Source organism: Streptomyces sp. NPDC001781, from assembly GCF_053596035.1.
This window is the reverse complement of record NZ_JBSFFI010000047.1, coordinates 1-25,417: the sequence shown is the minus strand read 5'-3', so window position 1 is coordinate 25,417 and position 25,417 is coordinate 1. Positions and strand designations below refer to the sequence as shown.

At 72.7% G+C, this 25,417-nt stretch carries 20 protein-coding genes; 13 read left to right on the top strand and 7 right to left on the bottom strand.

The features are described from left to right. Positions 1-68 precede the first annotated feature (68 nt). The 5 genes from ACWCV3_RS27705 to ACWCV3_RS27685 all read right to left on the bottom strand — a co-directional run bounded on the left by ACWCV3_RS27705 (position 69) and on the right by ACWCV3_RS27685 (position 6,076). Positions 69-1,319 (bottom strand): cytochrome P450 family protein, encoded by a 1,251-nt coding sequence (locus ACWCV3_RS27705; RefSeq protein WP_451229701.1) that lies wholly within the window; start codon positions 1,317-1,319, stop codon positions 69-71. 71 nt (positions 1,320-1,390) lie between these two features. Then, positions 1,391-2,623 (bottom strand): acyl-CoA dehydrogenase family protein, encoded by a 1,233-nt coding sequence (locus ACWCV3_RS27700; RefSeq protein WP_451229698.1) that lies wholly within the window; start codon positions 2,621-2,623, stop codon positions 1,391-1,393. Positions 2,624-2,668: 45 nt separating this feature from the next. Next, entirely contained in the window at positions 2,669-4,036 is a 1,368-nt protein-coding gene (locus ACWCV3_RS27695) for a condensation domain-containing protein (RefSeq protein ID WP_451229695.1), read from the bottom strand. A gap of 64 nt (positions 4,037-4,100) precedes the next feature. Further along, the gene (locus ACWCV3_RS27690) at positions 4,101-4,310 is read right to left on the bottom strand and encodes an MbtH family protein (protein WP_451229693.1); all 210 of its coding nucleotides are present in this window, start codon (positions 4,308-4,310) and stop codon (positions 4,101-4,103) included. After that, the gene (locus tag ACWCV3_RS27685) at positions 4,307-6,076 is read right to left on the bottom strand and encodes a non-ribosomal peptide synthetase (RefSeq protein WP_451229690.1); all 1,770 of its coding nucleotides are present in this window, start codon (positions 6,074-6,076) and stop codon (positions 4,307-4,309) included. The genes ACWCV3_RS27690 and ACWCV3_RS27685 overlap by 4 nt, the downstream gene beginning before the upstream one ends. A 238-nt stretch (positions 6,077-6,314) precedes the next feature. Here ACWCV3_RS27685 and ACWCV3_RS27680 point away from each other — a divergent pair, with 238 nt between their 5' ends. The 11 genes from ACWCV3_RS27680 (at position 6,315) to ACWCV3_RS27630 (ending at position 19,366) form a co-directional block, all read left to right on the top strand. Then, complete coding sequence (locus tag ACWCV3_RS27680; RefSeq protein WP_451229688.1) at positions 6,315-7,610, top strand: acyltransferase family protein; 1,296 nt, start codon at positions 6,315-6,317, stop codon at positions 7,608-7,610. Between the two features lie 184 nt (positions 7,611-7,794). Next, positions 7,795-8,583 (top strand): alpha/beta fold hydrolase, encoded by a 789-nt coding sequence (locus ACWCV3_RS27675; RefSeq protein ID WP_451229685.1) that lies wholly within the window; start codon positions 7,795-7,797, stop codon positions 8,581-8,583. A 193-nt stretch (positions 8,584-8,776) separates the two neighbouring features. Continuing rightward, a complete protein-coding gene (locus ACWCV3_RS27670) occupies positions 8,777-10,879 on the top strand; it encodes an MMPL family transporter (protein ID WP_451229682.1) in 2,103 nt (700 codons plus the stop codon). A gap of 170 nt (positions 10,880-11,049) precedes the next feature. Further along, positions 11,050-12,015, top strand: coding sequence for a methyltransferase (locus ACWCV3_RS27665; RefSeq protein ID WP_451229679.1), 966 nt, complete (start codon positions 11,050-11,052; stop codon positions 12,013-12,015). Next, a complete protein-coding gene (locus tag ACWCV3_RS27660; protein WP_451229676.1) occupies positions 12,012-13,256 on the top strand; it encodes a cytochrome P450 in 1,245 nt (414 codons plus the stop codon). The genes ACWCV3_RS27665 and ACWCV3_RS27660 overlap by 4 nt, the downstream gene beginning before the upstream one ends. 241 nt (positions 13,257-13,497) lie before the next feature. After that, positions 13,498-14,169: a flavodoxin family protein gene (locus ACWCV3_RS27655; RefSeq protein ID WP_451229673.1), complete on the top strand. Its 672-nt coding sequence runs from the start codon at positions 13,498-13,500 to the stop codon at positions 14,167-14,169. Beyond that, positions 14,166-15,608 carry a phenylacetate--CoA ligase family protein gene (locus tag ACWCV3_RS27650; protein WP_451229670.1) on the top strand — a complete coding sequence of 481 codons (1,443 nt, stop codon included), beginning with the start codon at positions 14,166-14,168 and terminating at the stop codon, positions 15,606-15,608. The genes ACWCV3_RS27655 and ACWCV3_RS27650 overlap by 4 nt, the downstream gene beginning before the upstream one ends. A 16-nt stretch (positions 15,609-15,624) precedes the next feature. Next, on the top strand, positions 15,625-17,103 hold the full coding sequence (locus ACWCV3_RS27645) for an anthranilate synthase component I family protein (protein WP_451229667.1): 1,479 nt from the start codon (positions 15,625-15,627) through the stop codon (positions 17,101-17,103). Next, a complete protein-coding gene (locus ACWCV3_RS27640; RefSeq protein ID WP_451229664.1) occupies positions 17,100-17,753 on the top strand; it encodes an anthranilate synthase component II in 654 nt (217 codons plus the stop codon). The genes ACWCV3_RS27645 and ACWCV3_RS27640 overlap by 4 nt, the downstream gene beginning before the upstream one ends. Positions 17,754-17,847: 94 nt before the next feature. Further along, positions 17,848-19,155, top strand: a complete 1,308-nt coding sequence (locus ACWCV3_RS27635) for a phenylacetate--CoA ligase family protein (protein WP_451229661.1) — start codon at positions 17,848-17,850, stop codon at positions 19,153-19,155. Then, positions 19,127-19,366, top strand: coding sequence for a DUF6052 family protein (locus ACWCV3_RS27630; protein WP_451229659.1), 240 nt, complete (start codon positions 19,127-19,129; stop codon positions 19,364-19,366). The genes ACWCV3_RS27635 and ACWCV3_RS27630 overlap by 29 nt, the downstream gene beginning before the upstream one ends. A 76-nt stretch (positions 19,367-19,442) precedes the next feature. On the opposite strand, the gene ACWCV3_RS27625 is transcribed toward ACWCV3_RS27630, so the two are convergent. Beyond that, positions 19,443-20,843, bottom strand: coding sequence for an extracellular solute-binding protein (locus ACWCV3_RS27625; RefSeq protein WP_451229656.1), 1,401 nt, complete (start codon positions 20,841-20,843; stop codon positions 19,443-19,445). Positions 20,844-20,896: 53 nt separating this feature from the next. Further along, positions 20,897-22,066, bottom strand: coding sequence for an epoxide hydrolase family protein (locus tag ACWCV3_RS27620; protein WP_451229654.1), 1,170 nt, complete (start codon positions 22,064-22,066; stop codon positions 20,897-20,899). Positions 22,067-22,350: 284 nt separating this feature from the next. Here ACWCV3_RS27620 and ACWCV3_RS27615 point away from each other — a divergent pair, with 284 nt between their 5' ends. Then, positions 22,351-23,889, top strand: a complete 1,539-nt coding sequence (locus ACWCV3_RS27615; RefSeq protein WP_451229651.1) for a methyltransferase domain-containing protein — start codon at positions 22,351-22,353, stop codon at positions 23,887-23,889. A 50-nt stretch (positions 23,890-23,939) separates the two neighbouring features. After that, entirely contained in the window at positions 23,940-25,325 is a 1,386-nt protein-coding gene (locus tag ACWCV3_RS27610; protein WP_451229648.1) for an FAD-binding oxidoreductase, read from the top strand. Positions 25,326-25,417: the final 92 nt, after the last annotated feature.

Here is a 25,417-nt window from a genome sequence, read left to right as displayed (position 1 = left end):
GGGCGCCCGGGCGGCGTCCGGGCCCCCCGGGCCCCAGACGTCCCGGGCGGCCCTTCGGTGTGCGGGGGTCAGCGGGCGCCCGCGCCCGCCGGCACCTTCGCGGTCAGCCGCACCGGCAGGCTGCGGTGGCCGTTCATGATGAACGTCGGCAGCGGCTGCAGCGTGTCGCGCTCCACGGCCAGCTCCAGGTCCGGGAAGCGCTCGAACAGCCGGGACAGGCCGGTGGTGGCCACCAGGCGGGCGATGCCCGCGCCCATGCAGTAGTGCGGGCCGAACCCGAACGACAGGTGGGACTTGTCGGTCCGCGTCAGGTCGAAGGCCTCGGGCGCCTCGGCGTGCAGCTCGGGGTCGCGGCCCACCGCCGCGTAGTTCACCAGGATCGGGTCGCCCTTCGGGATGGTCACCCCGTCCAGCTCGATGTCCTCCGCCGCGTACCGCAGCGGCAGATGCGCCAGCGGCGACTCCACCCGCAGCGTCTCGTCGATCACGTCGTCCCAGGTGGCGCGCCCGGAGCGGACCAGCTCCAGCTGGGAACGGTCGCTCAGCAACGCGGTGATGGCGTTGTCGAAGAAGTTGATCGTGGTCTCCGAGCCGGCGCCGAGGATCGCGAAGATCGTGTCGGTCAGCTCGTCCTCGGACAGCCGCGAGCCGTCCTCGTCGCGGGCGGCGACCAGGTCGCTGGTGATGTCCTCGCCCGGCTCGCGCCGCTTGTCGGCTATCAGGTCGGCCATCGCGCCGCGCCAGCCCGCCAGCACGGCCTGGGCCTGCTCGGGGGTGATGGTGGTGTCCACCATCGCGTCGATGACCTTGGCGGTCTTGGCGCGGGCCTCCTCCGGCATGCCGATCAGGTCGGCCACCAGCCGGGCCGGCAGCGGATAGGCGAACCGCTCGCGCAGGTCCACCGTCTCGCCCGGCCCCGCCTGCTCCAGCGCGTCCAGCAGCTGGTCGGTCAGTTCCTCCACGCGGGGCCGGAACGCCTCGGCGCGGCGCGGGGTGAAGGCCGCGCCGACCAGCTTGCGCAGCCGCACATGGTTCTTGCCGTAGGCCGTCACCATGTTGTCCATCGCGACCCAGCTGATCAGCTCCCAGTCCGGCGGCACCTCGCCGTTGACGAAGGCGGGCCAGTGGTTGCGGGCGCTCTTGGTCACGCGCGGGTCGGCGAGCACCTGCTTGATCACCGCGTGGCCGTTCAGCGACCAGGCGAACACGCCGCCCGGCAGTTCCACCCGGGTCGCCGGGCCCTGGGCCCGCAGGGCCGCGGCCTCGCCGTGGATGTCGCGGCCGGTGGTGTCGAGGGCGAAGGGGCAGCCTTGTTCCATGGGTTCATCCCGATCTGTCGGACGTGGACTCGTGTGCGGACGCGGTGTCCAGGGGCGCAGCGCGGCGGCACTCACCGGACGCCGGTGCCGAAGTGCGCCTGGGCCAGCTCGCGGTTGGCGAGCGAGGAGAGGAAGACGCCGTTCCCGGCGTGGCTGTGCAGCGTGGACAGGTCGCGCCAGACCCGCTCGATACGCTCCCCGGCCCGCACCGAGCTGGATCCGGCGGTCGGGAACAGCTGCCCTTCGACCGCCCGCCAGGCCAGCCGCACGGCCTCCCGGCTGATGGTGGCCAGCCGCAGCTCCTCCTCGCGGGTGAAGGCCGCCGCCTCCTTGCGGCACAGCTCCTGCCACTGCTGCGTGGCGTGCAGCACCGCCGCCTCGGCCGCGGCGATCATGCCGGTGGCCTCGCCGTAGCGGAACTGGAAGTCGGGGTCCTCGGTGCGCGGCACTATGGGGAAGAACGCCGTCGTGCGGGAGCGCATCAGCTCCTCGTACGCGTCCAGCGCGCCCTTGGCCATGCCGACCGCGAGCACGCCGAGCTCCAGCAGCATGAAACTGAGCGGACCGCCCCCGTACTCGGGGCCGTGCAGGCTGCGGCCAGGGAGGTCCTCGGTGACCGCCATCTGGCTCAGGTGTCCGCCCAGCGTGTGGTTGCCGGGCACCCGGCCGCCCTCGATGCGGATGCTGTGCGAGCCGCTGCCCTTGAGACCGAGCTGGGCACCCCAGTCGTCCAGGCGCTCGAACTGCTCGCGCGGGGCGATGAACAGCATCGGCGCGGGTGGCTCGCCCTCGCCACCGGCCACCAGGGTGTGGCCGACGAAGTGGGTGGCGTAGGGGGCGCCGGAGCAGTAGTTCCAGGTGCCGTCGAGCAGCCAGCCGCCCTCGCCGTCGGGCCGGGCGGATCCCGCCGGGGCGACGGTCGCGGGGCAGATGAAGTCGCCGCCGGCGAACAGCTCCGCCTGGGTGGCCTCGTCGAACAGGGTGCCCACCACCAGCGCGTGCGCCGCGCCGAAGAGGTACATCCAGCCGGTCGACGGGCAGCCGCGGGCCAGCGCCATGGAGACCTTCACGAAGGTCTCCGGGCCGAACTCGTAGCCGCCGTACCGGCGCGGTACGAGGATCCGGTAGAAGCCGGCGCGGGCGAAGGCCTCGTGGATGTCCTCCGCGTAGAAGCCGCGCCGCTCGGTCTCGGCCTGCCGCTCGATCAGGGTCGCGGCCAGGGCCTCGGCCCGGGCGACGATCTCCTCGGGGGTCAGGCCGGGCTCCGGGGGAGCCACAGGGGCGAAGGGGGCCAGGGTAGTCATCGTCGATCGGTCCTCTTGGCGTCGAAGGGGCTCGGCTCCCGCGGGTCAGTCCAGCGGGGTGTGGGGCGCGTCGGCCAGCGTGCTCAGCAGTTCGCGGAAGCGGGCCACCAGGTCGGCCGCGGTGGACTCGTCGAAGCGGTGGTGGTCGAACTTCAGGCTTCCGGCGAGCTGCCCGTTCGGCAGCACGTCCATCGCCCACAGGCCGCCGTCCGGGATGGCCGAGCTGACCTGCTGCGACCGGGTCCGGTGCCGGATCTCGGCGAACCCGAGGCCGCCGGCGTCCGTCCCCGTCATCGGGAAGGCGCTCTGCAGCACCTCGAACGCGACGACGGCGAGGGAGGCGTCGGCGAACGGCGCGAGCAGCTCGGGGCTGTCCTCGGCGATCCGGGCGAAGGGGATCTCGTGCTGGTAGGCGCCCACGCAGGCCTCGCGGGCCCGGCCCAGCACCTCGCCGAGGGTGGCGCAGCCGGTGGTGTCGATCCGGACGGGCACGAAGTTGAAGAACGGACCGACCGCGTCCATGAACCGCTCCTCGTAGCGGCCCGAGGAGAAGGTCGGGAAGACCACGTCGGTGGTGCCGGTGCGTTCGCGCAGCAGCACGCTGTAGGCGGCGGCCATCACCATGAACGGTGTGCAGCGGGTGTCGCGGGCGGACCGCAGGACGGCGGAGGACAGCTGCGCGTCGAACACGAACCGGTGCACGCCGTAGGCGCTCGCCAGGTTCTCGTCACGCGGCCGGTCCGAGGTGATCCCGGTGATCCGCGCTCCCGCCAGCCGCTCGCGCCAGTAGCCGCGCGCCCGGTCCAGCCGCGGGCTCGCGGCGGTCTCCTGCTGCCAGCGGGCGAACTCCCGGTACTGCGCGGCCGCGTCCTGCCCGGCGTGCCCGCCCGCCACGCGGGCCGCGTAGGCGGCTGCCAGGTCGCGCATGATCACCTGCAGCGACCAGGCGTCGGTGGAGGTGTGATGGGTGGCCAGCACCAGGACGGCGTCGGTGGCGTCGAAGCGCCCCACCGCGGCTCGCAGGTGCGGCAGTTCGCGTACCTCGAAGGGGCGAGCGTCCAGCTCGTTCAGGAATTCCTCGGCGCGCGCGTCACGCGGCGCGCCGTCGCCCTCGCCCAGCTCCCTCACCTCCAGCGTGACCGGCGACGGCGGCTCGACCACCTGGTGGCCGCCCTGCTCGTCGCCACGCACCGCGGTGCGCAGCACCTCGTGGCGGACCACGACGTCGTCCAGGGCCAGCTGGAGGGCGGCGAGGTCGATCGCGCCGGTGACCCGCCAGCCGCACACGAGGGTGTGGCGGTGACCGAACGCACCGTCCGTCTCGCCCTTGTCGAACGCGCGCAGGAACTCCTGGTTGTACGACAGCGGGATGCGGTCGGCGGTGCTCTCCGCCTTGGGGGGTGCGGCGGTCATGCTCACGGTGATCGGGTCCTCTCCGAGTGGTGGGGCGGTGCGCCGCAGGGCGCGGCCGACGGGTTCAGGCGGCGGTCGCCGCAGCGGCGGGGTGGCGGCTCGAGGCCCGGTCGATGAAGTCCAGGCACCGCGCGCGGGAGGCCGGGCCGTAGGCGACCGGCCAGCCGGCCGGGGTGTCGAGGTCGGCGGGCCACAGCGAGTGCCGGCCCAGGGTGTTGACGAGGACGACGCAGTCGCGCCCGGCGGTGCCGTCGGGGAGGGGCCGGCCGGTCACCGCGCCGCCTCCGTGAGCCCGTCCGCCCGGGCGAGCTGCTCCATACGGCGGTCCAGCTCGGCGACCGTCGGATGGTTCAGCACGTCGCCGACGGAGATCTCGTAGCCCAACTCGGCCTCGATGCGCGAGGCCAGGCGTACGGCCTGCAGCGACTCGCCGCCGAGGGCGAAGAAGTCGTCGTCCACGCCCACGCCGGGGACGCCGAGGACCCGGGAGAACAGCGCGCACAGCGCGTCCTGCCGGGCGCCGGCCGCCGGCGCGGAGCCCGCGGCCGTCTGCGGGGCGGGCGCGGGCAGCGCCGCGCGGTCCAGCTTCCCGTTGGCCGTCAGCGGCAGCTCGGCCAGCTCCACGAACGCGGCGGGCACCATGTAGTCGGGCAGTACGGCGGCGACCGCCGACCGCAGCGCCGCCTCGTCCAGGCCTGCGTTCTTCGGCACGAGGTAGGCGACCAGGCGCCGGTCGCCGCCCTCGTGCTCCCGGGCGACGACGGCGGCGTGCGCCACGCCCGGCTGTCCCGCCAGCACGTGCTCCACCTCGGCGGGCTCCACGCGGAAGCCCCGGATCTTGACCTGGTCGCCGACACGGCCGGCGAACTCCAGGCCCCGGGAGCCACGGCGCATCAGGTCGCCGGTGCGGTACATCCGGGATCCCGGCGCCCCGGGGTCCTCGACGAATCGTTCCGCCGTCAGGTCGGGCCGTCGGTGGTAGCCGAGGGCTAGCCGGTCGCCGGCGATGTAGAGCTCGCCGGTCCCGCCGTCCGCGACCGGCCGCAGCTCCTCGTCCAGCAGCCGCGCGTCGACGGTGTCCAGCGGGTGGCCGACGGGGATCACCGCCGTCGGCTCATAGGGCGCGGTGAGCGTGGCGCTCGCCGCGAACGACGACACCTCGGTGGCGCCGTACATGGCGCGTACGACGAGGCCCGGGCAGGCGTCGAGGACGCGCCGCACCGCTGTCGGGGAGATGACGTCCCCGCCGGTGAGGACCTCGTGCACGGGGGCGAAGCTGTCCGGGGCCTCGTCGGCGAAGAGCCGGAACAGACCGGCGGTGACGTGCAGCGCGGTGATGCCGTGCGCGGTGATGAGCCGTCGCACCGTGCGCACGTCCAGGTCGCCGGGCGGCGGCAGCACGATCTCGCCGCCGCGCAGCAAGGGGACCCACAGCTCGTAGGTGGAGACACCGAAGGCGTACGGGGCGAGGGCCAGTATCCGCCGGTGCGCCCCGCCGTCCCAGCAGGAGTCGTCGGCCAGGCCGAGGACACCGCGGTGGGGGACCTCGACGCCCTTCGGCTCACCGGTGGAGCCGGAGGTGTGGATGACGTAGGCCGGCGCGTCCGGGCCGGCCGGGACGCCCGGATCGGTGGCGGGTGCCCCCACCGTGGCCAGGTCGCCGGCGGGCAGGATCACCTGACGGGTGCGGGGCAGCCCGCGTGCCTCACTCGCCAGGTCGGTGAGCAGCACGGGGGAGCCGGCCCGGTCCATGATCTGCTGCATCCGCGGCAGCGGGTAGGCGCTGTGCAGCGGCAGGTAGAAGGCGCCGGCCTTGAGGGCGGCGAGGATCGCGACCACCACGTCGGCGGAGCGTTCCATCAGCACCGCCACCGGATCCCGCGGCGCGACGCCCGCCTGGATCAGGCGGTGGGCGAGCCGGTTGGCCCGCTCATCGAGCTGACGGTAGGTCAGGTGCGCGTCAGCCGCCGACACCGCCACCGCGTCCGGCGCCCGGCGCGCCTGCGCGGCGAAACGTTCGTGAATCGAGGTGGAGGCCATCGCTTACGTCCAATCGCTCGTCCCTGCCGAGGGCAGCCCGCACGCAGGCGGCCTGACGGGTCAGCCGGAACGGTCACACAGGGCCGACGGGCGCTGCATCTCCTGGATTGCCGTGCGTCACAGGACGGTCGGCGGCCCAACGGCGGGTCACGGCAGCACCGCACGTCAGAAGATGGCGCCGCAATCACGCCATGCCCATGCTGAACAAGCCATCGAGACACAGAGGAGCGCTGACGCAGTGAAAGCCAATCGGGCCGCGGCACCGGCCCAACAGACCAAGCGCGTCGGGGGACTCGACGGTGTCCGCGCGCTGTGTGCCCTCGGAGTTGCGGCCGTCCACACATCCTTCGCAGCCGGAGTCATGGGCGCCTACACGGCACGGCCCGGCAACCAGGCCCTCGCCGACCTGCTGGCCGGCCTGCGTCCACTGGCGCTGGGCCCGTTCTTCGTCCTGTCCGGCATGCTGCTGTACCGGCCGTTCGCCCGCTGGACCCTCGGCGGCGGCGAGCGCCCCAAGGTCGTCCCGTTCCTCGCCAAGCGCCTCGCCAGGCTATGGCCTGCCTACATCCTGCTCTCGCTGGTCTGCGTGTTCCTCCTCAACTTCGACGCGGTCGACGGGGTCTGGTACGTGCTGCGGCCGATCCTGATGCTCCAGGTCTACGACTACACGTGGATCGCCGGCATGGACCCGGCCTGGACCGTCCCGGCCGAGATGCAGTACTACCTCGCCCTCCCCCTGCTCGCCGCACTGATGCACTGGCTGGCCCGCGGCACAGCAGATCCGGTGCGCAAGGTGCGCCGCATGATGGTCCCGCTGGCGCTCATCACCGTCGGATCAGCGGTGTGGACGTACTACATCCACCGCCCGTCGATGGGCATCTACCCCACCAAGTACTGGTGGCCGCTGGGCGTCGGCGGTGCCTTCGCCCTCGGTATGGCCATGGCGCTCCTGCACGTCCTCGCCGAGCTGCGCCCCGACCGTAAGCCCGTCCTGTACCGGATCGCCGCCGGCCATCCGCTGCTGTTCTGGGTCGGCGCCCTGGCCGTCTACGCCTTCAACTGCACCCAGCCCTTCGGCCGCCCCGGCTACGGCGACTACGAAGGGGTCGGCCTCGCCCTGACCCAGTACGTCCTGCTGCTGGTCTTCTCCTACCTGACGGTGATGCCGCTCTCGATCCCCGGCACCAAGTCCCGGGTCGTCGACGCGATCGTCGCCAACCCCGTCTCGCGCTACCTGGGACGCATCTCCTACGGCATCTACCTGTGGCACTTCGCCATCATGTACTTCTGGTTCGAGACCGGCAGCGTCTTCGGCACCCAGCCGGGCCTGATGAACCAGCTGCGCGGCACGATCGGCTTCCCGGAGCTGATGACCGCGGTGCTCGTCGGCAGCATCCTGGCGGCCACCGCGAGCCACTACCTCGTCGAACGTCCCCTCGTGAAGGCCGTCGGCCGCTGGGCTGCCCGCAAGGACGGCGCCACCCGGACCGCCCCCACCGCACAGGACGCCTACACCGTCGCCGGACCGCGCTGACCTGCGCACGAACCCCGAACCACCCGCCCCGGAGGCCCGCCGGCCCCCGGGGCTTCGTGCGCCGCCGGCGCGGACGCAGCAATTCCGAAGATGCGCCGCGACCCCCGCCGTCCGCAGGCTGGACGGGCACACAAACCCGACATCCGTCCGCGCAGCCCGGCGCCCCCAGGTCTTCAGGAGAACAATGAACACAGTCCAGTCCGCCGACGGCACCACGATCGCCTACGACCGCTCCGGCCAGGGCGAACCGCTGATCCTCATCGGCGGCTCCTTCAGCGAGCGGGCGCATCCGACCATGACGCAGCTGGCCGAGGAACTGGCCCCCCACTTCACTGTCTTCAACTACGACCGCCGCGGCCGCGGGGACAGCGGCGACGCTGCCGAGTACGCCGTGGAACGCGAGATCGAGGACCTCGCGGCACTGATCGCCGAGACCGGCGGCTCGGCCAGGGTCTTCGGTCTTTCGGCCGGCGGCGCCCTGGCGTTCAAGGCCGCGGCCGCCGGCCTCGGCATCACGCAGATCGCCGTCTACGACCCGCCGTACGTCGTCGACCAGTCCGGCCCGCGTCCCCCGGCCGGCTTCACCGCCCGTCTCGCGGAGCTGAGCGCGTCCGGCAAGCGGGCCGAGGCCGTCGAGTTCTTCATGGTCGAGGGCATGGGCGCGCCGGCCGAGGCCGTCGCCGGAATGAAGTTCGCGCCGTTCTGGGCGGGCCTGGAGGCTCTGGCGCACACGCTGCCGTACGACACGACCATCGTCGGCGACGACTTCGCCCTGCCGACCGGGGAACTGGCGTCCGTCACCGTCCCGGTGCTGGTGGTGCACGGCGGCGAGGCGGACGCGTGGCTGAAGGCCTCCGCGCAGGCGGTCACCGACGCACTGCCGGACGCCCGCCGTCACGCCCTGGCCGGCCAGGGCATCGCCGTCGACCCGGCCGTCCTCGCACCCGAGCTGAAGAACTTCTTCGCCAACTGAAGTTCTGCCCGGGCCGCCGGGCGGCACAGCACAGCGCCCGTGGAGCGCGGCTCCGCGGGCGCTGCCGCATGCGCGCATTCAGCAATATGGAAGATGCGGCCCCGGATGAACGCCCGGGACGATGAACCGTCCCCGCCGTGCGGCCGCAGCGCGCCCGGCCGCGGAACGTCCCCCCCAAGAAAGAGAGATCTCCATGCGAGCATGGTTCGAGCGAGCCGCTGTCGTGCCCGGTGGACGTCGCGGAAAATGGCTCGTCCTCGTGACCTGGCTGATCGCGGTGATGGCGCTCGGCGCGCTCGCCGGCAAGCTCGGCGAGGTCCAGGACACCAGCGCCAACGCCTTCCTGCCGCGCGGCGCCGAGTCGGCCGAGGTGAACACGGAGCTGGAGAAGTTCCGCACCGACGACCTGACCTCGGCCGTCGTGGTCTACAGCAGCCCGGGCACGCTGGGCGACGAGGCCCGCGCCAAGGTCCGGGCCGACCGCACCGCCTTCGACAAGGTCGCCGCCGAGGGACGGCAGGTGCCGCCGGCCATCGAGTCCGAGGACGGCAAGGCCCTCATGGTGGTCGTGCCCCTGCCGGGCAAGGAGCAGTCGGTCGTCGCCGACAAGGTCGCCGACCTGCGCCGCATCGCCGACGCCCACGCCCCGCCGGGCCTCGACGCCCGCGTCGGCGGCCCCGCCGGCTCGCTCACCGACGCCTTCACCGTCTTCGACAACCTCGACGGCACGCTGATGATGGCCACCGGACTCATCGTCGTCGTCCTGCTGCTGCTCACCTACCGCAGCCCCGTCCTGTGGCTCTTCCCCGCGCTCGCCGTCGGCTTCGCATCCGTCCTGACCCAGGCCGGCACCTACCTCCTCGCCAAGGGAGCGGGCCTCCAGGTCGACCCGCAGAGCTCGGGCGTGCTGATGGTCCTCGTCTTCGGCATCGGCACGGACTACGCGCTGCTGCTCATCGCCCGCTACCGCGAGGAACTGCACCGCCACGCGGACCGGCACACGGCCATGCAGGCCGCGCTGCGCCGCAGCGGACCCGCCGTGCTCGCCTCCGCGGGCACCGTCGCGACCGGCCTGGCCTGCCTCGCCTTCGCCGATATCAACTCCTCCCGCTCCATGGGACTGGTCGGCGTCATCGGCGTCTTGTGCGGCTTCCTCGCGATGGTCACGATCCTGCCGGCCCTGCTCGTCATCGCCGGCCGCTGGGTGTTCTGGCCGCTCGTGCCGCGCGAGGGTGCTCCCGTGCGCGCCGCCCGCCCGCTGTGGGAGCGCGTCGGCCAGGCCGTCGCGGCCCGGCCCCGCACCTCGTGGATCGCCTCGCTGGCCGTCACCGGCGCCCTCGCGCTGGGCGCACTGGGCCTGAACATGGGCCTCAGCCAGACCGACTGGTTCGCGAACAAGCCGGAGTCGGTCGTCGCCCAGGAGAAGCTCTCCCAGCACTTCCCGTCCGGCTCCGCCGACCCGGCGACGATCATCGTGAAGACGCCGGACGCGCAGAAGGACGCCCGCGCCGCCCGCGGCACCAAGGGCGTGGTCGAGGTCAGGACCGTCGGCCGCACCCCGGACGGCACCCTCACCCAGTTGGCCGCCGTGCTGCCCGGCACCCCCGACAGCGACGCGGCCAAGCACACCGTCGAGGCCCTTCGGGACCGGGTCGACGGACTCGTCGGCGGCACCGCGGCCCAGGCCCTGGACAAGGAGAACGCCGCCGAACGCGACCTGGACGTCGTGGTGCCGCTGGTCCTGCTCGTCGTCCTGCTCGTGCTGGTGTGGCTGCTGCGCGCCCTGGTCGCGCCGCTCGTCCTGCTGGCGACGGTCGTCGTGTCCTACTTCGCCGCCCTCGGCGCATCGAACCTCCTGTTCGAGCACGTCATGGGCTACCCCGGCGTCGACTGGACGGTGCCGCTGCTGGGCTTCGTCTTCCTCGTCGCACTCGGCATCGACTACAACATCTTCCTGATGCACCGGGTGAAGCAGGAGACCGCCCAGCACGGGCACACCAAGGGCATCCTGATCGGCCTGAGCAGCACCGGCGGCGTCATCAGCTCGGCCGGCCTGGTGCTCGCCGCGACGTTCGCCGTGTTCGCCGGGCTCCCGCTGGTGGCGATGGCCCAGATGGGCTTCGTCGTCTGCATCGGCGTCCTGATCGACACCTTCCTTGTCCGAACGGTCCTGGTGCCCGCGCTCGCCCTGGACCTCGGCCGGCGCTTCTGGGCACCGGGCCGGCTGTCCGCGAACCATGAGGCGCCCGCGGCCGCGGCCGTCGCGGAGCACCGGCAGACGCTCGAGAACGTCTAGGGGCGACGAGCCGTCCGTCCCGGACCTCGACTCAGCATCGCAACAAGGGAGATGGCCCCCGCCCGCCCGTGCGCGACGATGAAGCCACGGGCTCCGGGAGGGGGCCGCCGACCAAGGGAGGACATGCCGTGTTGGGTGACGGGGACGGATCGGCTGCCAGGCTGTGGGCGATGGCGAGCCTGGGCACGCCGATGGCCGTGCGCGTGGCGGCCACGCTGCGGATCGCCGACCACATCGCCGCGGGGCGCCGCACCGCGGCCGAGCTGGCCGAGGCCGCGGGCGCGCACGCCGAGGCGCTCGACCGCCTGCTGCGCTACCTCGCGGTCCGGGGCGTCCTGGAGCGCGACGAGACCGGGCGCTACGCCCTGACGGCCCTGGGCGAACCACTGCGCGAGGACCACCCGGCAGGCATCCGGGCCTGGTTCGACATCGAGGGCGCGGGCCGCGGCGAGCTGTCGTTCGTCGAGCTGTTGCACAGCGTCCGCACCGGCGAGGCCGCCTTCCCGGTCCGCTACGGACGCGAGTACTGGGAGGACCTCACCGACGACCCCGACCGCGTCGCCTCCTTCAACAAGCTGCTCGGGGCCGATGTCGCCGAGCGGGCCCCGGGAGTCGTCGCCGGATTCGACTGGGCGTCCCTGGGCCACGTCGTCGACGTCGGCGGCGGCGACGGCTCGCTGCTGACCGAACTGCTCCGTGCCAACCCGGCGCTGCGCGGTACGGTCGTCGACCTGCCCGGCGCCGCACACACCGCCAAGGAGCGGTTCGCCGCAGCCGGGCTGGGGGACCGCGCCGACACCGTCGCCGGAAGCTTCTTCGACCCGCTGCCCCCGGGCGCGGGCGGCTACGTGCTCTCGCTCGTCCTGCACGACTGGGACGACGAGCCCGCCACCGCCATCCTGCGGCGCTGCGCCGAGGCGGCCGGCGAGAACGGCTCGGTCCTCGTCATCGAGACGGTCGGCTCCGCCGGACGCGCCCCGCACACCGGCATGGACCTGCGCATGCTGTGCGTGTACGGCGCCAAGGAGCGGGGCGTCGCCGAGTTCTCCGCGCTGGGCACCGCGGCCGGACTCCGCGTTGTGGCCGTCCACCCCGCGGGCCCCTCGGTGATCATCGAGCTGGCCGCGGCCCGATGAGGACCCAGCCGGACGCCGGGTCGGCCACGGCCGAGGAGGCATGGGCGGCGCTGGCGACCGTCGGCGGCCGGCAGGACCCCTACCCCCTGTACGAGGCGATCCGGGCCCACGGCGAAACCGTCCGGCTCGGGCCCGGCAAGCTCGTCGTCGTCGGGTACGAGGAGTGCGACCGCGCACTGCGGGACACCCGCCTCCACGTCCAGGACGCCGCGCGCTACGACACGTCGGCACCGGGGTGGCGGGACCACTCCTCGCTGCGCGCCTTCACCAGCTCGATGCTCTACAGCAATCCGCCCGACCACACCCGGCTGCGGACGGTGGCCGGCTTCGCCTTCACCCCGCCGCGGATCCGCCGGCTGCGTTCGGTGATCGAGGAGATGACCGAACAGCTTCTCGACCGCATGGCCCGTCTCGGCGCCGCGGGGTCGGCCGTCGACCTCATCGCCGAGTTCGCCTCCCGGCTGCCCGTCGCCGTCATCAGCGCCATGCTCGGCTTCCCCGAGCAGGACCAGGTGTGGTTCCGCGACATGGCCTCGGCCATCGCCGTCTCCACGGACGGATTCCGTGACGCCGCGGCCCTGGAGCGCGCCGACCGCGCGATGGACGAGATGACCGCCTACTTCGCCGACCTCGCCGGCCGGCGCCGCCGTGAGCCCCGCGACGACCTCGTCACCCACCTGGTGAACACCCACGACGAGGACCCACGACGGCTCGGCCACGACGAGCTGATGGGCACTCTGATGGTGCTGCTCACGGCCGGGTTCGAGACAACGAGCTTCCTCATCGGGCACGGCGCGCTGCTCGCCCTCGAGCGGCCCGGCTTCGCCGAACGCCTCCGCGCGGAAGCGGACTTCGCCACGGGCTATGTCGAGGAGATCCTGCGTTTTGAACCGCCTGTGCACGTCACCAGCCGCTGGGCGGCCGCCGACACCGAGCTGCCCGGCGTCACCGTGCCCGCCGGGACCCGGCTGACGCTGATCCTGGCCGCCGCCAACCGCGACGCACGGCGCTTCGCGGACCCGGCCCGCTTCGACCCCGACCGGCGCGACAACCGGCCACTGAGCTTCGGCGCCGGCGGGCACTTCTGCCTGGGCGCCCCGCTCGCCCGCCTGGAGGCGCAGATCGCGCTGCCCCGGCTCTTCGCCCGGTTCCCCCGCCTGGCCGCGACGGAGCCGCCCGTCTACCGCGACCGCTGGGTCGTGCGCGGGCTGGACACCTTCCCCGTCGCCGTGACCGCCTGAGCGGCAGCCGCGCCGCACCCCTTTCCGCCGACACCCTCCCGCACCGCCGCCGTGACGACGGCACGCCTCCGACGGCCCCGGACCTCTACCAGGTCCGGGGCCGTCGGTCCATCCAGCATTTACGAAGATGCCTCGATCCGTGCGGAGACATGACGATTTAAGGGAGTCAACGGGCCGAGAGCGGCAGGGAATGTGCTCGCCGGGCACGGGCGCCGGCCGGATCCTTCGAAGGAGACACCTCGTGACAACACGTCTGAAGATCCTCGCCATCAACGGATCGGAGCGGGACGGCAACACCGCCGACGTCCTCCGGCACGCGGCCGCGATCGCCGAGCAGCGTGGTGTCGAGTTCGAGGTCGTCGACCTGCGCAACATCTGGATGGAGCGCTGCGGCCCCTGCGGCAACTGCAACGACCGCCCCGTCCCCTGCGCCCTGACGGACGGTGTGCCCGGCGTGGTACAGAAGATGATCGAAGCGGACGGCATCGTCTTCGCGGCCCCCGTCCACGGATTCGGCACCGCCAGCCTGATGCAGACCTTCATCGAGCGGGCCGGCGTCGGCTACCTGCGCTTCGACCGGCCGCTGAGCAACAAGGTCGCCGGCGTCATCTCCGTCGCCCGCCGCTACAGCGCCGGCGAAGTGTGGGCCCAGCTCACCGTCAACGCCCTGCTCAACCGGATGATCGTGGTGGGCAGCGGATTCCCGGCCACGGTGCACGCGCTGCACCGTGGCGACGCGCTCAACGACGACGAGGGGCTGACGAACGTGCAGCGCCTGGTCGACCGCATGGTCGACATGATCCAGCTGCTCGACGAGCACCGCCGGCTGACCGGCCGGGACGACCTGCTGGTCTCCGACGACGTCAACGAGCGCGTCGGCTTGGCCCTGAACGAGACGCAGGTGCCGGCATGACCACCGCGCTCCAGACACTGCGGGCCCCCGCGCGAGGCCTCGGCCTCGGCGACTTCCTCGCCGCCTACCGCAACGTCAGCCGGGCCTTCTACGACTCCACCCTCACCGACGCCCAGCTCGCCGACTGGCGCCAGGAGCAGCTGACCACCGTGCTCCACCACGTCACCGAACGCTCCCCGTTCTACCGTTGTCACCTGGCGGGCGCGGACATCGACGCCGTCACCCCCGAGGACCTGTCGTCGCTGCCCTTCACCACCAAGGACGACCTGCGCCGCGAGATGTACGACGTGCTGTCGGGCCGGGTCGGCGAGGCGAGCATCTACTACGAGACCAACGGGACCACCGGCGCCGCCACACCGTGCCCGCGCGGACCCAGGGACATCGCCACGTCCAACGCGGCCGTGGAGGAGTCCTGGCGCCGGCTGTTCCGGTCCCGCTTCGGCGACCGCATGCCGGTCGTCGGCCTGATGGGCCCCTCCGAGCTGTACGCGTTCGGCGACGTGTTCAGCGCCGTCACCGCCTCGCTCGGCGCGTGCCACGTGAAGATCTGGCCCGAGTCGCCCCGGGTCGGCTTCCAGAAGGCGCTGCGCCTGATCGAGGAACTGGACGTCGAGGTCGTGGTCTGCGCGCCCGCCCTCTGCCTGAGCCTCGCCAAGGCCGCGCTGCATTACGGCTACGACCTCGCCCAGCTGCCGGTGAAGCTGTTCCTGGTGCTCGGCGAGATCTGCACGCCCCAGTTCGCCGCCAACGTGGCGACCGTCTGGCCGCAAGCCGTCGTGCGCCCCGCGCTGTACGGCTCCCAGGAGGCGCTGTGCATCGCCACGGGCGCCGACGACGGCCTGCTGCACCTGTCGACGCCCAACTACGTGACCGAGCTGATCGACCCGGACACCGGGGCCGTGCTCGGCGACACCGGCGAGGGCGAACTGGTGCTGACCATGCTGGTCGACGGCATCAAGCCGCTGATCCGCTACCGCACCGGGGACCTGGTCCGCATCAGCGACGCACCGGCCGGCGCACCTCTGCCCGGCCCCGTCGTCGAGGTCGTCGGCCGGGCCGCCGACCGCATCGCCCTCGGCCGGGTCCGGCTCCACCCCGGGCAGCTGGAGACGGCTGTCCTCGACGGAGTGCGCGGCTGCCTGGGCTACCAGGTCGTCATCGACCGCACGAGCGACGGCGAGGACGAGATCACCGTCCGCATGGACCTGCTGCCCGGGTCCGCGGATCCGGACGCCGTCGCCGACGCCGTGGCCGGGCGGCTGCGCGCGCTGACCGGAGCCCACGCCAGGGCCGTCATCGAGACCGAGCTCGACCCCGTGACCCACACCGGCTCCTTCGTGAGCTGGAAGGCGGCCCGGGTGCTCGATCAGCGGTCGGCTCCCGACAGCGCCGCCGTCACCGCCCGGCAGGTCGCGCACCGCTACGCGATCACCACGTGAACCGAAGGAACCCGCGATGACCGAGCCCCGCACGGCACCGGCCGCGGTCCGGGTGACCACCCGGACGCGCCCGCTCTCCCGGCTGCCGATGCTGCCCGCCTACCGCGCCCTGGCTGCGCGCTTCGGCGACGACAGCGTCTACCTGCTCGAATCGGCGGCGGGCCCGATCCGTGAGTGCCGCTTCCAATTCGTCGGCTTCGGCGCACTGCTGTCCGTGGCCGTCACCGGCGGAGCCGTCCGCGTCGAGGGCGTCCCCGCGCTGCGCGACCCGCTGCTGGAGCGCATCCGGCCGCTGGTCGCCGAGGGCGCCGACGGCACCCTGCGGCTGCGGACACTCGCCGGCCTGTGGCCGCTGCTGCGCACCGCCCAGGGCCTGTTCGACACCCCCGGCTCCGCGACCCGCTTCCGGTTCGGTTTCCTCGGCTACTTCGGCTACGACACCGTGCGCTACGTCGAGGACCTGCCCCACCTCATCGAGCAGGGCCCCGGCCTGCCGGACGTGGAACTCGTCGTCCATCAGGGGCTGGTGGTGCGGGACGTCGCCGAGGACAGGACCGAGCTGCTGCTGCACGAGTCCGATGCGTGGCCGGCGTTCGACCCGCGGGACATCACCGCGCTGCTCGAGGACGCCGAGAGCTTTTGGCCCGAACCCGAGGCGGACGACGTCCCCGAGGCGCTCGTGGACGACGACACCGACCCCGAGGCATTCCGCCGCGACGTGGAACGCTGCCTGGAACACATCGCGGTCGGCGACATCTACCAGGTGCAGATCGGCCACGAACTGAGCATGCGTTCCGGCGCCGACCCCGTCGACGTCTACCAGCGGCTGCGACGCCGCAACGCCTCCCCGTACATGTACCTGGCGAGCGTCGGCGGGCAGCACGTCATCGGCGCGAGCCCCGAGCTGTTCGTACGCATTGAGCAGGGCGCCGTCACCATGCGGCCGATCGCCGGGACGCTGCCGCGCACCGGCGACGACGAGGCGGGCGCCCGGCGGCTGCGCTCGGACCCCAAGGAGATCGCCGAGCACACCATGCTGGTGGACCTGTGCCGCAACGACATCGGGCGGATCGCCACGGCGGACTCCCTTGCCGTGCCCGACGAGTTCGCCGTCGAGCAGTACTCCCACGTCCTGCATCTGGTCTCGACCGTCTCCGGGCAGGCCGAGGCGGACAAGGACGCCTTCGACGCCGTGGCCGCCCTGTTCCCCGCCGGCACCATGACCGGCACGCCCAAGATCCGGGCCATGGAGATCATCGAGTCCCTCGAACGCAGCCGCCGCGGCCTGTACGCCGGTGCGCTCGGTGTGATCGACATCGGCGGATACACCAACCTCGCGCTGTGTATCCGCACCCTCTTCCACCACGACGGCGTCTACCGCACTCGTGCCTCGGCGGGGATCGTCGCCGACTCCGAACCGGCGAAGGAGTGGCGCGAGACGCTGGCCAAGATGAGCGCCGCCCACTGGGCGGTCACCGGAAAGGAGCTGCTGTGACGACACCCCCGCCCACCGAGGCCGGGCACCCCGGTCCACGACCGCGCATCCTGGTCGTCGACGCCTTCGACAGCTTCGTCGACATCCTGCGCCAGTACCTGATGTCCGCCGGGGCCGAGCCGCTGATGGTGCGCTCCAATGCTCTGCGACTGACGGAGGTCGAACGGCGCCGCCCCGACGCGATCCTGCTCGGTCCGGGGCCCGGGCACCCGGACGACTCCGGGCATGTCGAGATCGTGCAGACCTTCGCAGGCCGGCTGCCGCTGTTCGGCGTCTGTCTCGGCCACCAGGCCATCGGCCGCGCCTACGGAGCCGAGGTCGTACCGGCCCGGCGGCTGATGCACGGCAAGGCGAGCCACGTCGAGCACGACGGACGCGGAGTGTTCGCCGGGGTGCCGGACCGTTTCTCGGCCACCCGCTACCACTCGCTGATCGTGCCGGAGACGACCGTGCCGGCCGCTCTGGAGGTCACCGCACGCTCCGCCGAGGACGGCTACGTGATGGGACTGCGCCACCGCACTCTGCCCATCGAGTCCGTCCAGTTCCACCCGGAGAGCTTCCGCACCGAGCACGGCATGCGCATGATCTCCAACTTCCTGCGTGGTGTACGGGGATTCGCCACCGAACGGGGCCACGCCCTGGCCGCCTGAACCCGCCTCCTCGAAGAGGGCACGGATCGAGATGCGCCGCCGTCCGCGCACATGATGGGCTCGCCGGGTCGGAGTCACGCACCCCGGAGGCGACGTGGAGTACTGGAACGGCACAGCGGAGACCATGCCCCGCGAGGAGCTGGAGCAGTGGCAGTGGCGCCGCCTGCGGCGCGCACTGGAGCACGCCCGGCGCAACTCACCCTTCTGGGCCGAGCGCATCCCCGACGGCATCACCTCGATGGCCGCGTACACCGACCGCATGCCCCTGCTGTACAAGACGGACCTCCTCGCCTCTCAGCAGGCCGCGCCGCCGTACGGCACCTGGCCCTCGCTCGATCCGGTGCACGGGGTGCGCCACCACCAGACCAGCGGCACCAGCGGCAACCCGCCGGTGCGTACGTTCGACACCGAACGCGACTGGAAGTGGATCAGCGACACGTTCTGCACCGCGCTGTACGGCAACGGTGTGCGCTCCCGTCACAAGGCCCTGGTGTCCTTCGGATACGGCCTGTTCGCCGGCTTCTGGGGCATGCACTACGCCCTGGAGCGCATGGGCTGCACGGTTGTACCGGCCGGTGGCCTGGACTCCCGGACGGTGGTCCGGCTGCTGGTCGACTACCGGATCGAGGTTCTCGGCCTCACCCCGAGCTACGCCATGCGGCTGATCGAGACCGCGGCCGAGATGGGTGTCGACCTCGCCCGGGACGCCAACGTGCAGGTGATGCTGGCGGGCGCGGAGCCGCGCTCCGACTTCACGACCCGCACCATCGAGCAGGCGTTCGGCGCCCGTGTCTTCAACGCAGCGGGGACGACCGAGTTCGGCGGGGTGTTCATGTTCGAGTGTCCCGCGCGCCGGGGCGCGTGCCACATCAACGAGCCGACCGTCATCGAGGAGGTGCTGCACCCCGAGACGCGGCAGCCGGTGGGCTACGGCGAGGAGGGCGTCCGCGTCACCACCGGCCTCTACCGCGAAGGCATGCAGCTCTTTCGCCACTGGACCGAGGACATCGTGGTCAAGCGGCCCCACAGCGATTGCGGTTGCGGCCGCACCTGGGACTTCCTCGACGGCGGCGTCCTGCGGCGCGTCGACGACATGCGCAAGATCCGCGGTGTCTCGGTGACCCCGGTGATGATCGAGGACGTGCTGCGTTCCTTCCCCGAGGTCAGTGAATTCCGCTCGTCCATCCGTACGGTGCGCGGACTCGACACCATCCACGTCCAGACCGAGGCGGGCGACCTCACCGGCGAGGCCGCGCAGGCCCTGTGCGCGCGCATCGCCGACGAGTTCAAGCGCGAGATCGGCATCCGGCCCCAGGTGGAGCTCGCCCCGCAGGGCAGCCTGCCCCGAACCAAGTGGAAGGCGGCACGACTTCATGACGAACGACACCTCGCTCACGCCTGAGCAGCGAGACGGGCTCCTGGAGAGCTACCGCACCCTGACGGACCTCCACGCCACCTGCCGGGTGCCCGCGGTCCAGGCCGCCCTGCGCGGCGCCCTCGCCGAACTGCGCGTCGCCCTGGACGGCCAGGCCGTGGACCTGGACGACTACTACCGCCCCGTGCCGGCCGAGCCGGCCGGGACAGCACACACGCCGTCGGGCCTGGCGGCCTGAGACCGACCGAACCGACGAGCCCACCATGAGGGGGGCGGACCATCCGGTCCGCCCCCCTCATGGTCTGTGCCGGTGGCTACTTCGTGCCCTTCACGGCGTCCTCCAGCTGGGCGCCCGTGTAGGCCTCCGCGTCACGGAAGTACTCCACCCGCAGGCTCTGCGGATCACGTACGCCGTTGTCGACGCGGTCCTTCTCGTAGGCGTCGAGGAGCTCCTGCGCCTCCACCGTGGCCTCGGCGAAGCGCTCGGCGGGCTCCGCGCCTCGTTGGAGCACGTCGTCCATGGCCCGGGTCATGACGTCCTGGGCGCCGGCGAAGTCGCCGAACAGGGCGCCGCGGCACGGCGGCACGCCCTCGCCTTCCGTGTAGGAGCCGAGCTGCGCGCTGGCGAGACGGTGGTTGGGGTTGGCGTCGAACCAGCCCTCGTCCTCCAGCAGCCGGTAGGAGGAGCGGGTGACCGGGACGAAACTGGAGGCGATGTGCCGGTCGGCGGCGTTGCGCGGGTTGTTCAGGAACTGCATGAAGGCCAGCGCGCCGTCCTGGGTGACCTCGTCGAGGCCGTTCGCCAGCCACAGCGAGGTGCCCGCGATGATGTTGCCGCCGTACGCCTCGTCCTCCCGGCCCGGGAAGCGGCCGACACTCATCTCGAAGCCCGCGTTCTCGGCGGCCATCGCCATGTAGTTGAGGTCGTTGGACGAGGTGACGCGCAGCGCCACGTCCTGGTCGGCGAACGCCTTGATGTTGCCCTCCCAGTCCGGGATCTTCCCGGTGTAGAGGTAGTGGCCGCTGCCGTGCAGCGTCCGCCACCACTCGGCCCAGGTGAGCATCTCCTTGGACGACAGGTCCACACGGGTCGCGCGGCCCGCGCGGCCGTTGGCGTTGTCGGCCAGTTCGCCGCCCTGCACCGCGAGCGCCTGCTGGAAGAACAGCCCGTGGTTGGACCAGGTGACACCGTGCGACGGGCCGCCCTCCAGGGCCGCCACCGCCTCGCAGGCCGCCTCCATCTCGCCCCACGTCGTGGGCAGCGAGCCGATGCCGGCCTTGTCGAGGACCGTCTGGTTGCCGTAGATCAGCATGGCGGTGACGACGGCGGGCATCGAGGTGAGGTCCCCGTCCACCGAGTAGTACTCGCGCACGGCCGGGATGAGGTCGTCGACGACCACCGGCTCGCCGAGGATCTCGTTGCGCCCCGCGATCGCCTTCTGCACCGAGGTGAACAGCGGCTTGCCGTCGGCGGCACGCGAGTCGCGGGCCGCCTGGGTGACGGCGAAGTAGTACTCCGCGACGGCCGGCGGACGGCCTTCCTCCGCCGCCTCGGCGATCTGCTGCGAGAGCTGCCGGAAGTCACGGCCCTCGATGTTGATCCGGTACTCGGGGTGCGCCTTCTCGAACTCCGCTCCGAGCCGGTGGAGCCGGTCCATGTAGCCGGGGAACGTCAGGTCGGCCACCCAGACGTCGATCACGGTCCTGGCGGTCATGCGGTGCCTCGTCTCTCTTGGTCTGTCGTACCGGGTCGGGGGCGATCGCGCCGTCAGGCCGTCACGGCCGCGGGGCGCAGGGTGCGGGCGAAGGCCCGGACGTCGCCGGTGAGGGCGGCGGGCTGTTCCAGCGCGGCGAAGTGGCCGCCCTGCTCGAACTCCGTCCAGTGCGTGAGGGTGGGCAGGTCCCGGTCGGCGAGGCTGCGGATGGGCACGAAGATGTCGTCCGGGAAGACGGCGACGCCCACCGGCACGGTCAGCGGCGGCGGTACGGCACCGGCCGCCGCGGCGCGCACGCCGGCCGCGCCCTCGTAGTAGAACTGGGCCGACGAACCCGCCGTCGCCGTCAGCCAGTAGATCGTCACGTTCGTCAGCAGACGGTCGCGGTCGACGGCGTCCTCGGGCAGCTCCGTCGCCCCCGTCCAGTCCAGGAACTTCTCCACGATCCAGGCCAGCTGGCCCACGGGGGAGTCGGTGAGCGCGTACGCCAGCGTCTGCGGGCGCGTCTGCTGCAGCTTCATGTAGCCGGACAGCTCCGCGTCGAAGCGGGCCAGCTTGCCCAGCCGCGCCTGGTCGCGCTCGTCGAGGGCGGCCAGCTCGGCGGGATCGCCGGACGGGAACGTCATCAGCATGTTCACGTGCACGCCGGCCACGTGCTCGGGATCGATGCGGCCGAGCTCCAGTGAGATCACCGCACCGGCGTCGCCCCCCTGGGCGATGTAGCGGTCGTAGCCCAGCCGGGCCATCAGCTCGGCCCAGGCGCGGGCGATCCGCGGGGTGTCCCAGCCGGTCTCGGTCAGCGAGGAGAATCCGTAGCCGGGGATCGACGGGATCACCAGGTGGAAGGCGTCCGCCGGGTCACCGCCGTGCGCGCGCGGGTCGGTCAGCGGCCCGATCACGTCGAGGAACTCGGCGACGGAGCCCGGCCAGCCGTGCGTGAGCAGCAGCGGCGTCGCGTCCGGCTCGGGGGAGCGCACGTGCAGGAAGTGCACCCGGGCGCCGTCGATCTCCTCGGTGAACTGCGGGTGTGCGTTCAGCTGGGCCTCGGCCGCCCGCCAGTCGAACGAGGCCCGCCAGTACTCGGCGAGCTCCTTGAGGTAACTCAGCGGCACTCCGCGGTCCCAGCCCACACCGGGCAGCTCGTCCGGCCAGCGCGTCGCGTCCAGGCGGCGGTGCAGATCGTCGAGCTGGGCCTGCGGGATGTCGATGCGGAAGGGATGCATGAGCGCTCCGTCAGTGGCTGACCGTCAGGCGGTCGTCGGTCGAGGGGACACGGGCGCGCTCGCACAGGGCGGGGATCGGCTCCCGGACCACCCGGGGCGCCCAGCCGTATCGTCCGCCGCCCCGCGACCCGCCCGCATCTTGCGGATTGCTGCACCGCCCGCCCGCGGCGGCCCCACCGCAGGAGCGCAGCCAGGAAGATGCAGCGCCGCCGCGACCGCTGGCAGCGTGGCGCATCGCGCGCGGCGCCGGCGCCTGCCGCACCGACCCAGGAAGGACACACCCGATGACCGTTTCCCCCGCCCCCGCCGCTGTCGGTCTCGCAGAGGCGTTCGTGCAGGCCCGGCCGGAAGACGTGCCCGCGCGTTTCCACGCGCTGGTGGACGCCCTGTGGAGCGACGGCCGGGCGCACCCGGACGCTCTCGCCGCGGTGCCCGCGCTCGTGGCGGCCCTGGAGAGGTCCGGCACCGACCGCAAGGGGTACCCGGCCGTGCTGCTGGGCCTGCTGGCCGAGACGGAGTACCCGGTACTCGACGGACCGCTCGGCAGCGCCGTGCGTGACCACCTCGGCCTCTATCTCGGTCTCCTGGGCTCCGAGGAGACCGGTACACCGCTCACCCTCGCCCTGCTCTACCTGCTGTCGCACTTCCCCGGCGACCGCGAGCGCATCCTCGCCGCGGTCGCGGGGCTCGGCCTGGAGGCGGAGGACCTCTCCCGCCTGGACCGCGCGCTGAGCACGCTCGACCCCTCCCGGCCGGACCTCGGCCGGGTGTGGCCGTCCCCGTCGGCGTGGACTCTCAACGCGGACGAGCGTGCCTTCGACCAGAGCTGGATCAAGGAACTGACGTCGCAGCAGCTCGAGGCGAACTGGGAGAACGACACCCGTACGGTCCTCGGCTGCACCGGCGCCCGCGCCTACTGGGCGGTGTGCCACGGCGAGCCGCGCAACCTGCCCGAGGCTCCCCTGCCCGAGAGCCGCGACGTCAGTGCCCCCGTCGCCGACGCGGCTCTGTTCGCCCGGCACCTCGGCGCGCTGCGCTGCCCCGTCTGCCGGGGCTCCCTGGCCTCGCACGACGGTGTCGCCCGCTGCGCCGACTGCGCGGCCCGCTACCCTGTGGCCGGCGGCATCCTCGACCTGACCGCGCCCGCCACGGAGCAACAGGGCGACGCCTCCGCCGACTTCCTGGAGAAGCTGTCCCGGGTGCCCAGCATGGGCCTGTTCTACGAGGCCGTGGCCCGCCCCGCCTTCCTGCGGGTCTCCGGCTCGAACTGGGGCGGCGCCGTCACCCCGCAGGACGAGGACCGCTACATCGCCGACCACGTGCGACCCGTCGACGGGCCCGTCCTCGACCTCGGCGCCGGAGCGGGCCGGTGGACTGCCGTCATCGCCGAGGCCGTGGGCGCCGAACGGCTCATCGCCCTCGACAGCGCGCTGCCCATGCTCAACGTACTGCGCGGGCGGCTGCCCGACGTGCCGTCCGTGCTGGCATCGGCCGCCGAACTCCCCTTTGACAACGCATCCTTGGGGGCGGTCGTGTGCTGGAACGCCCTCCAGGCCTTCTACGCCGACGCCGGTGCGGCGATCGCCGAGGTGAGCCGGGTGCTGCGGCCCGGCGGCACGTTCACCCTGATGACCTTCCGCCGCTCCGACGACCCGGTCTACGGCTACTTCCAGTCCGCCCACCGCTTCCCCCAGCACCAGGGCGGCCTGCAGCTGTTCGACCTCGACCGGCTGCGGGGCTGGCTGGCCGACGCCGGCCTTACGGTGCGCGAGGAGAGCGGCCCGGGAACCTTCGTGTTCATCACGGCCGTACGCGAGCACTGACCGACGGCGAGCCCGACGCGGCACCGACGCACAGAAGGAAGAACGCTGTCATGAATCAGCCCGACGTCCTGCCGACGGTCCTCGCGGCACCCGGCACGGCGGAGTACGACGAGGCCACGGCCGTCTTCAACCTCGCCGCACCGGCGCGGCCCGAGACGGCCGTGACCGCCCGCAGCGTGGCCGAGGTCCGCGCCGCCGTGCGCGAGGCCGCCGCCCGCGACCTGCCCGTCCGTGTGCACACCACCGGTCACGCCTCCGGCGCCCGGCAGCCCGTCGACGGCGGCCTGCTCATCCGCACCCGTCTTCAGGGCGGTGTCGTCGTCGACGCGGATCGCCGGATCGCCCGGGTACCGGCCGGCACGACGTGGGGCGAGGTGGTCGCGGCGGCAGCGCCCCACGGCCTGACCGCCCCGCACGGCTCGGCGGCCCACGTCGGCGTGGTCGGCTATCTGCTCGGCGGAGGCGTCAGCTTCTACGGCCGTCACACCGGACTGGCCGCCAACAGCGTGCGCGCGGTCGAACTCGTCACCGCCGACGGCGCCTCGGTCCGCGTGGACGCCGAGAACGACCCCGAGCTGCTGTGGGCCCTGCGCGGCGGGGGAGGCGGCTTCGGCATCGTCACCGCCGTCGAGTTCGAGCTGTTCCCTGTGGCGAAGGTGGTCACCGGAGGCACCTACTGGTCCGCGGCCCACGCCCGTCCGCTGCTCACCGCCTGGCGCGACTGGGCCGCGGACGCGCCCCGCCGGGCGACCACCTCGCTGCGTGTGATGAACCTGCCACCGGTCCCCGGTGTCCCGCCCGTGCTCGCGGCCGGCCCGGTGATCTGCATCGACGGTGCGGTCTTCGCCGCATCCCAGGACGACGTGGCCGACGCCCGGCGCCAGGCCGAGGACCTGCTCGCACCGCTGCGGGGCATCGCCGAACCGCTCATGGACACCTGGGCGCTCACCGACGCCGCCGGTGTCCTCGACGCCCACATGGACCCTGCGCAGCCGGTCCCGTTCATCGGTGACCACCTGCTCCTCGGGGAACTCGGCGACGACACGGCCGAGGCGTTCCTGGGCGTGCTCGGTGTGGGTTCCGGCTCGCCGCTCGCCGTGGCGACGCTGCGTCAGCTCGGCGGCGCCTTCGCCGACGCCGACCCCCGCGGCGGCGTACTGAACCAGGTGGACGCGGCCTACGCCTACATGGGATCGGGACCCCCGTTCGGGCCGGTCACCCCGGAGGACCTCACCACGCACTGCGCCGCCGTCCGGGCCGCGCTGGATCCGTGGAACACCGGCCGCACCGTGCCGTCCCTGGTCGAGGGCGCGGACCGGCCGCAGTGCCACCTCGACGCCGAGGCCGTCGCCGCGGTGGACCGGGTACGGGCCAGGACCGACCCGCACCGGCGCTTCGTCGGCGACATCGCGCCCGGGGCGAGCACGGCCGGTTGACGTCCTGCCGGAGACGACATGACGGTGCGGGTCGGTCCTGGCCCGTACCCGGTCCACCGCGGCGACGGCCTCGGCGTCGAGGTGGCACTGCG

Excerpts from the sequence above, each read along its gene's own strand:
- ACWCV3_RS27705 (WP_451229701.1), bottom strand. The coding sequence starts at position 1,319 with ATGGAACAAGGCTGCCCCTTCGCCCTCGACACCACCGGCCGCGACATC.
- ACWCV3_RS27700 (WP_451229698.1), bottom strand. The coding sequence starts at position 2,623 with ATGACTACCCTGGCCCCCTTCGCCCCTGTGGCTCCCCCGGAGCCCGGC.
- ACWCV3_RS27695 (WP_451229695.1), bottom strand. The coding sequence starts at position 4,036 with ATGACCGCCGCACCCCCCAAGGCGGAGAGCACCGCCGACCGCATCCCG.
- ACWCV3_RS27685 (WP_451229690.1), bottom strand. The coding sequence starts at position 6,076 with ATGGCCTCCACCTCGATTCACGAACGTTTCGCCGCGCAGGCGCGCCGG.
- ACWCV3_RS27675 (WP_451229685.1), top strand. The coding sequence starts at position 7,795 with ATGAACACAGTCCAGTCCGCCGACGGCACCACGATCGCCTACGACCGC.
- ACWCV3_RS27670 (WP_451229682.1), top strand. The coding sequence starts at position 8,777 with ATGCGAGCATGGTTCGAGCGAGCCGCTGTCGTGCCCGGTGGACGTCGC.
- ACWCV3_RS27665 (WP_451229679.1), top strand. The coding sequence starts at position 11,050 with ATGGCGAGCCTGGGCACGCCGATGGCCGTGCGCGTGGCGGCCACGCTG.
- ACWCV3_RS27660 (WP_451229676.1), top strand. The coding sequence starts at position 12,012 with ATGAGGACCCAGCCGGACGCCGGGTCGGCCACGGCCGAGGAGGCATGG.
- ACWCV3_RS27650 (WP_451229670.1), top strand. The coding sequence starts at position 14,166 with ATGACCACCGCGCTCCAGACACTGCGGGCCCCCGCGCGAGGCCTCGGC.
- ACWCV3_RS27645 (WP_451229667.1), top strand. The coding sequence starts at position 15,625 with ATGACCGAGCCCCGCACGGCACCGGCCGCGGTCCGGGTGACCACCCGG.
- ACWCV3_RS27630 (WP_451229659.1), top strand. The coding sequence starts at position 19,127 with ATGACGAACGACACCTCGCTCACGCCTGAGCAGCGAGACGGGCTCCTG.
- ACWCV3_RS27625 (WP_451229656.1), bottom strand. The coding sequence starts at position 20,843 with ATGACCGCCAGGACCGTGATCGACGTCTGGGTGGCCGACCTGACGTTC.
- ACWCV3_RS27620 (WP_451229654.1), bottom strand. The coding sequence starts at position 22,066 with ATGCATCCCTTCCGCATCGACATCCCGCAGGCCCAGCTCGACGATCTG.
- ACWCV3_RS27615 (WP_451229651.1), top strand. The coding sequence starts at position 22,351 with ATGACCGTTTCCCCCGCCCCCGCCGCTGTCGGTCTCGCAGAGGCGTTC.
- ACWCV3_RS27610 (WP_451229648.1), top strand. The coding sequence starts at position 23,940 with ATGAATCAGCCCGACGTCCTGCCGACGGTCCTCGCGGCACCCGGCACG.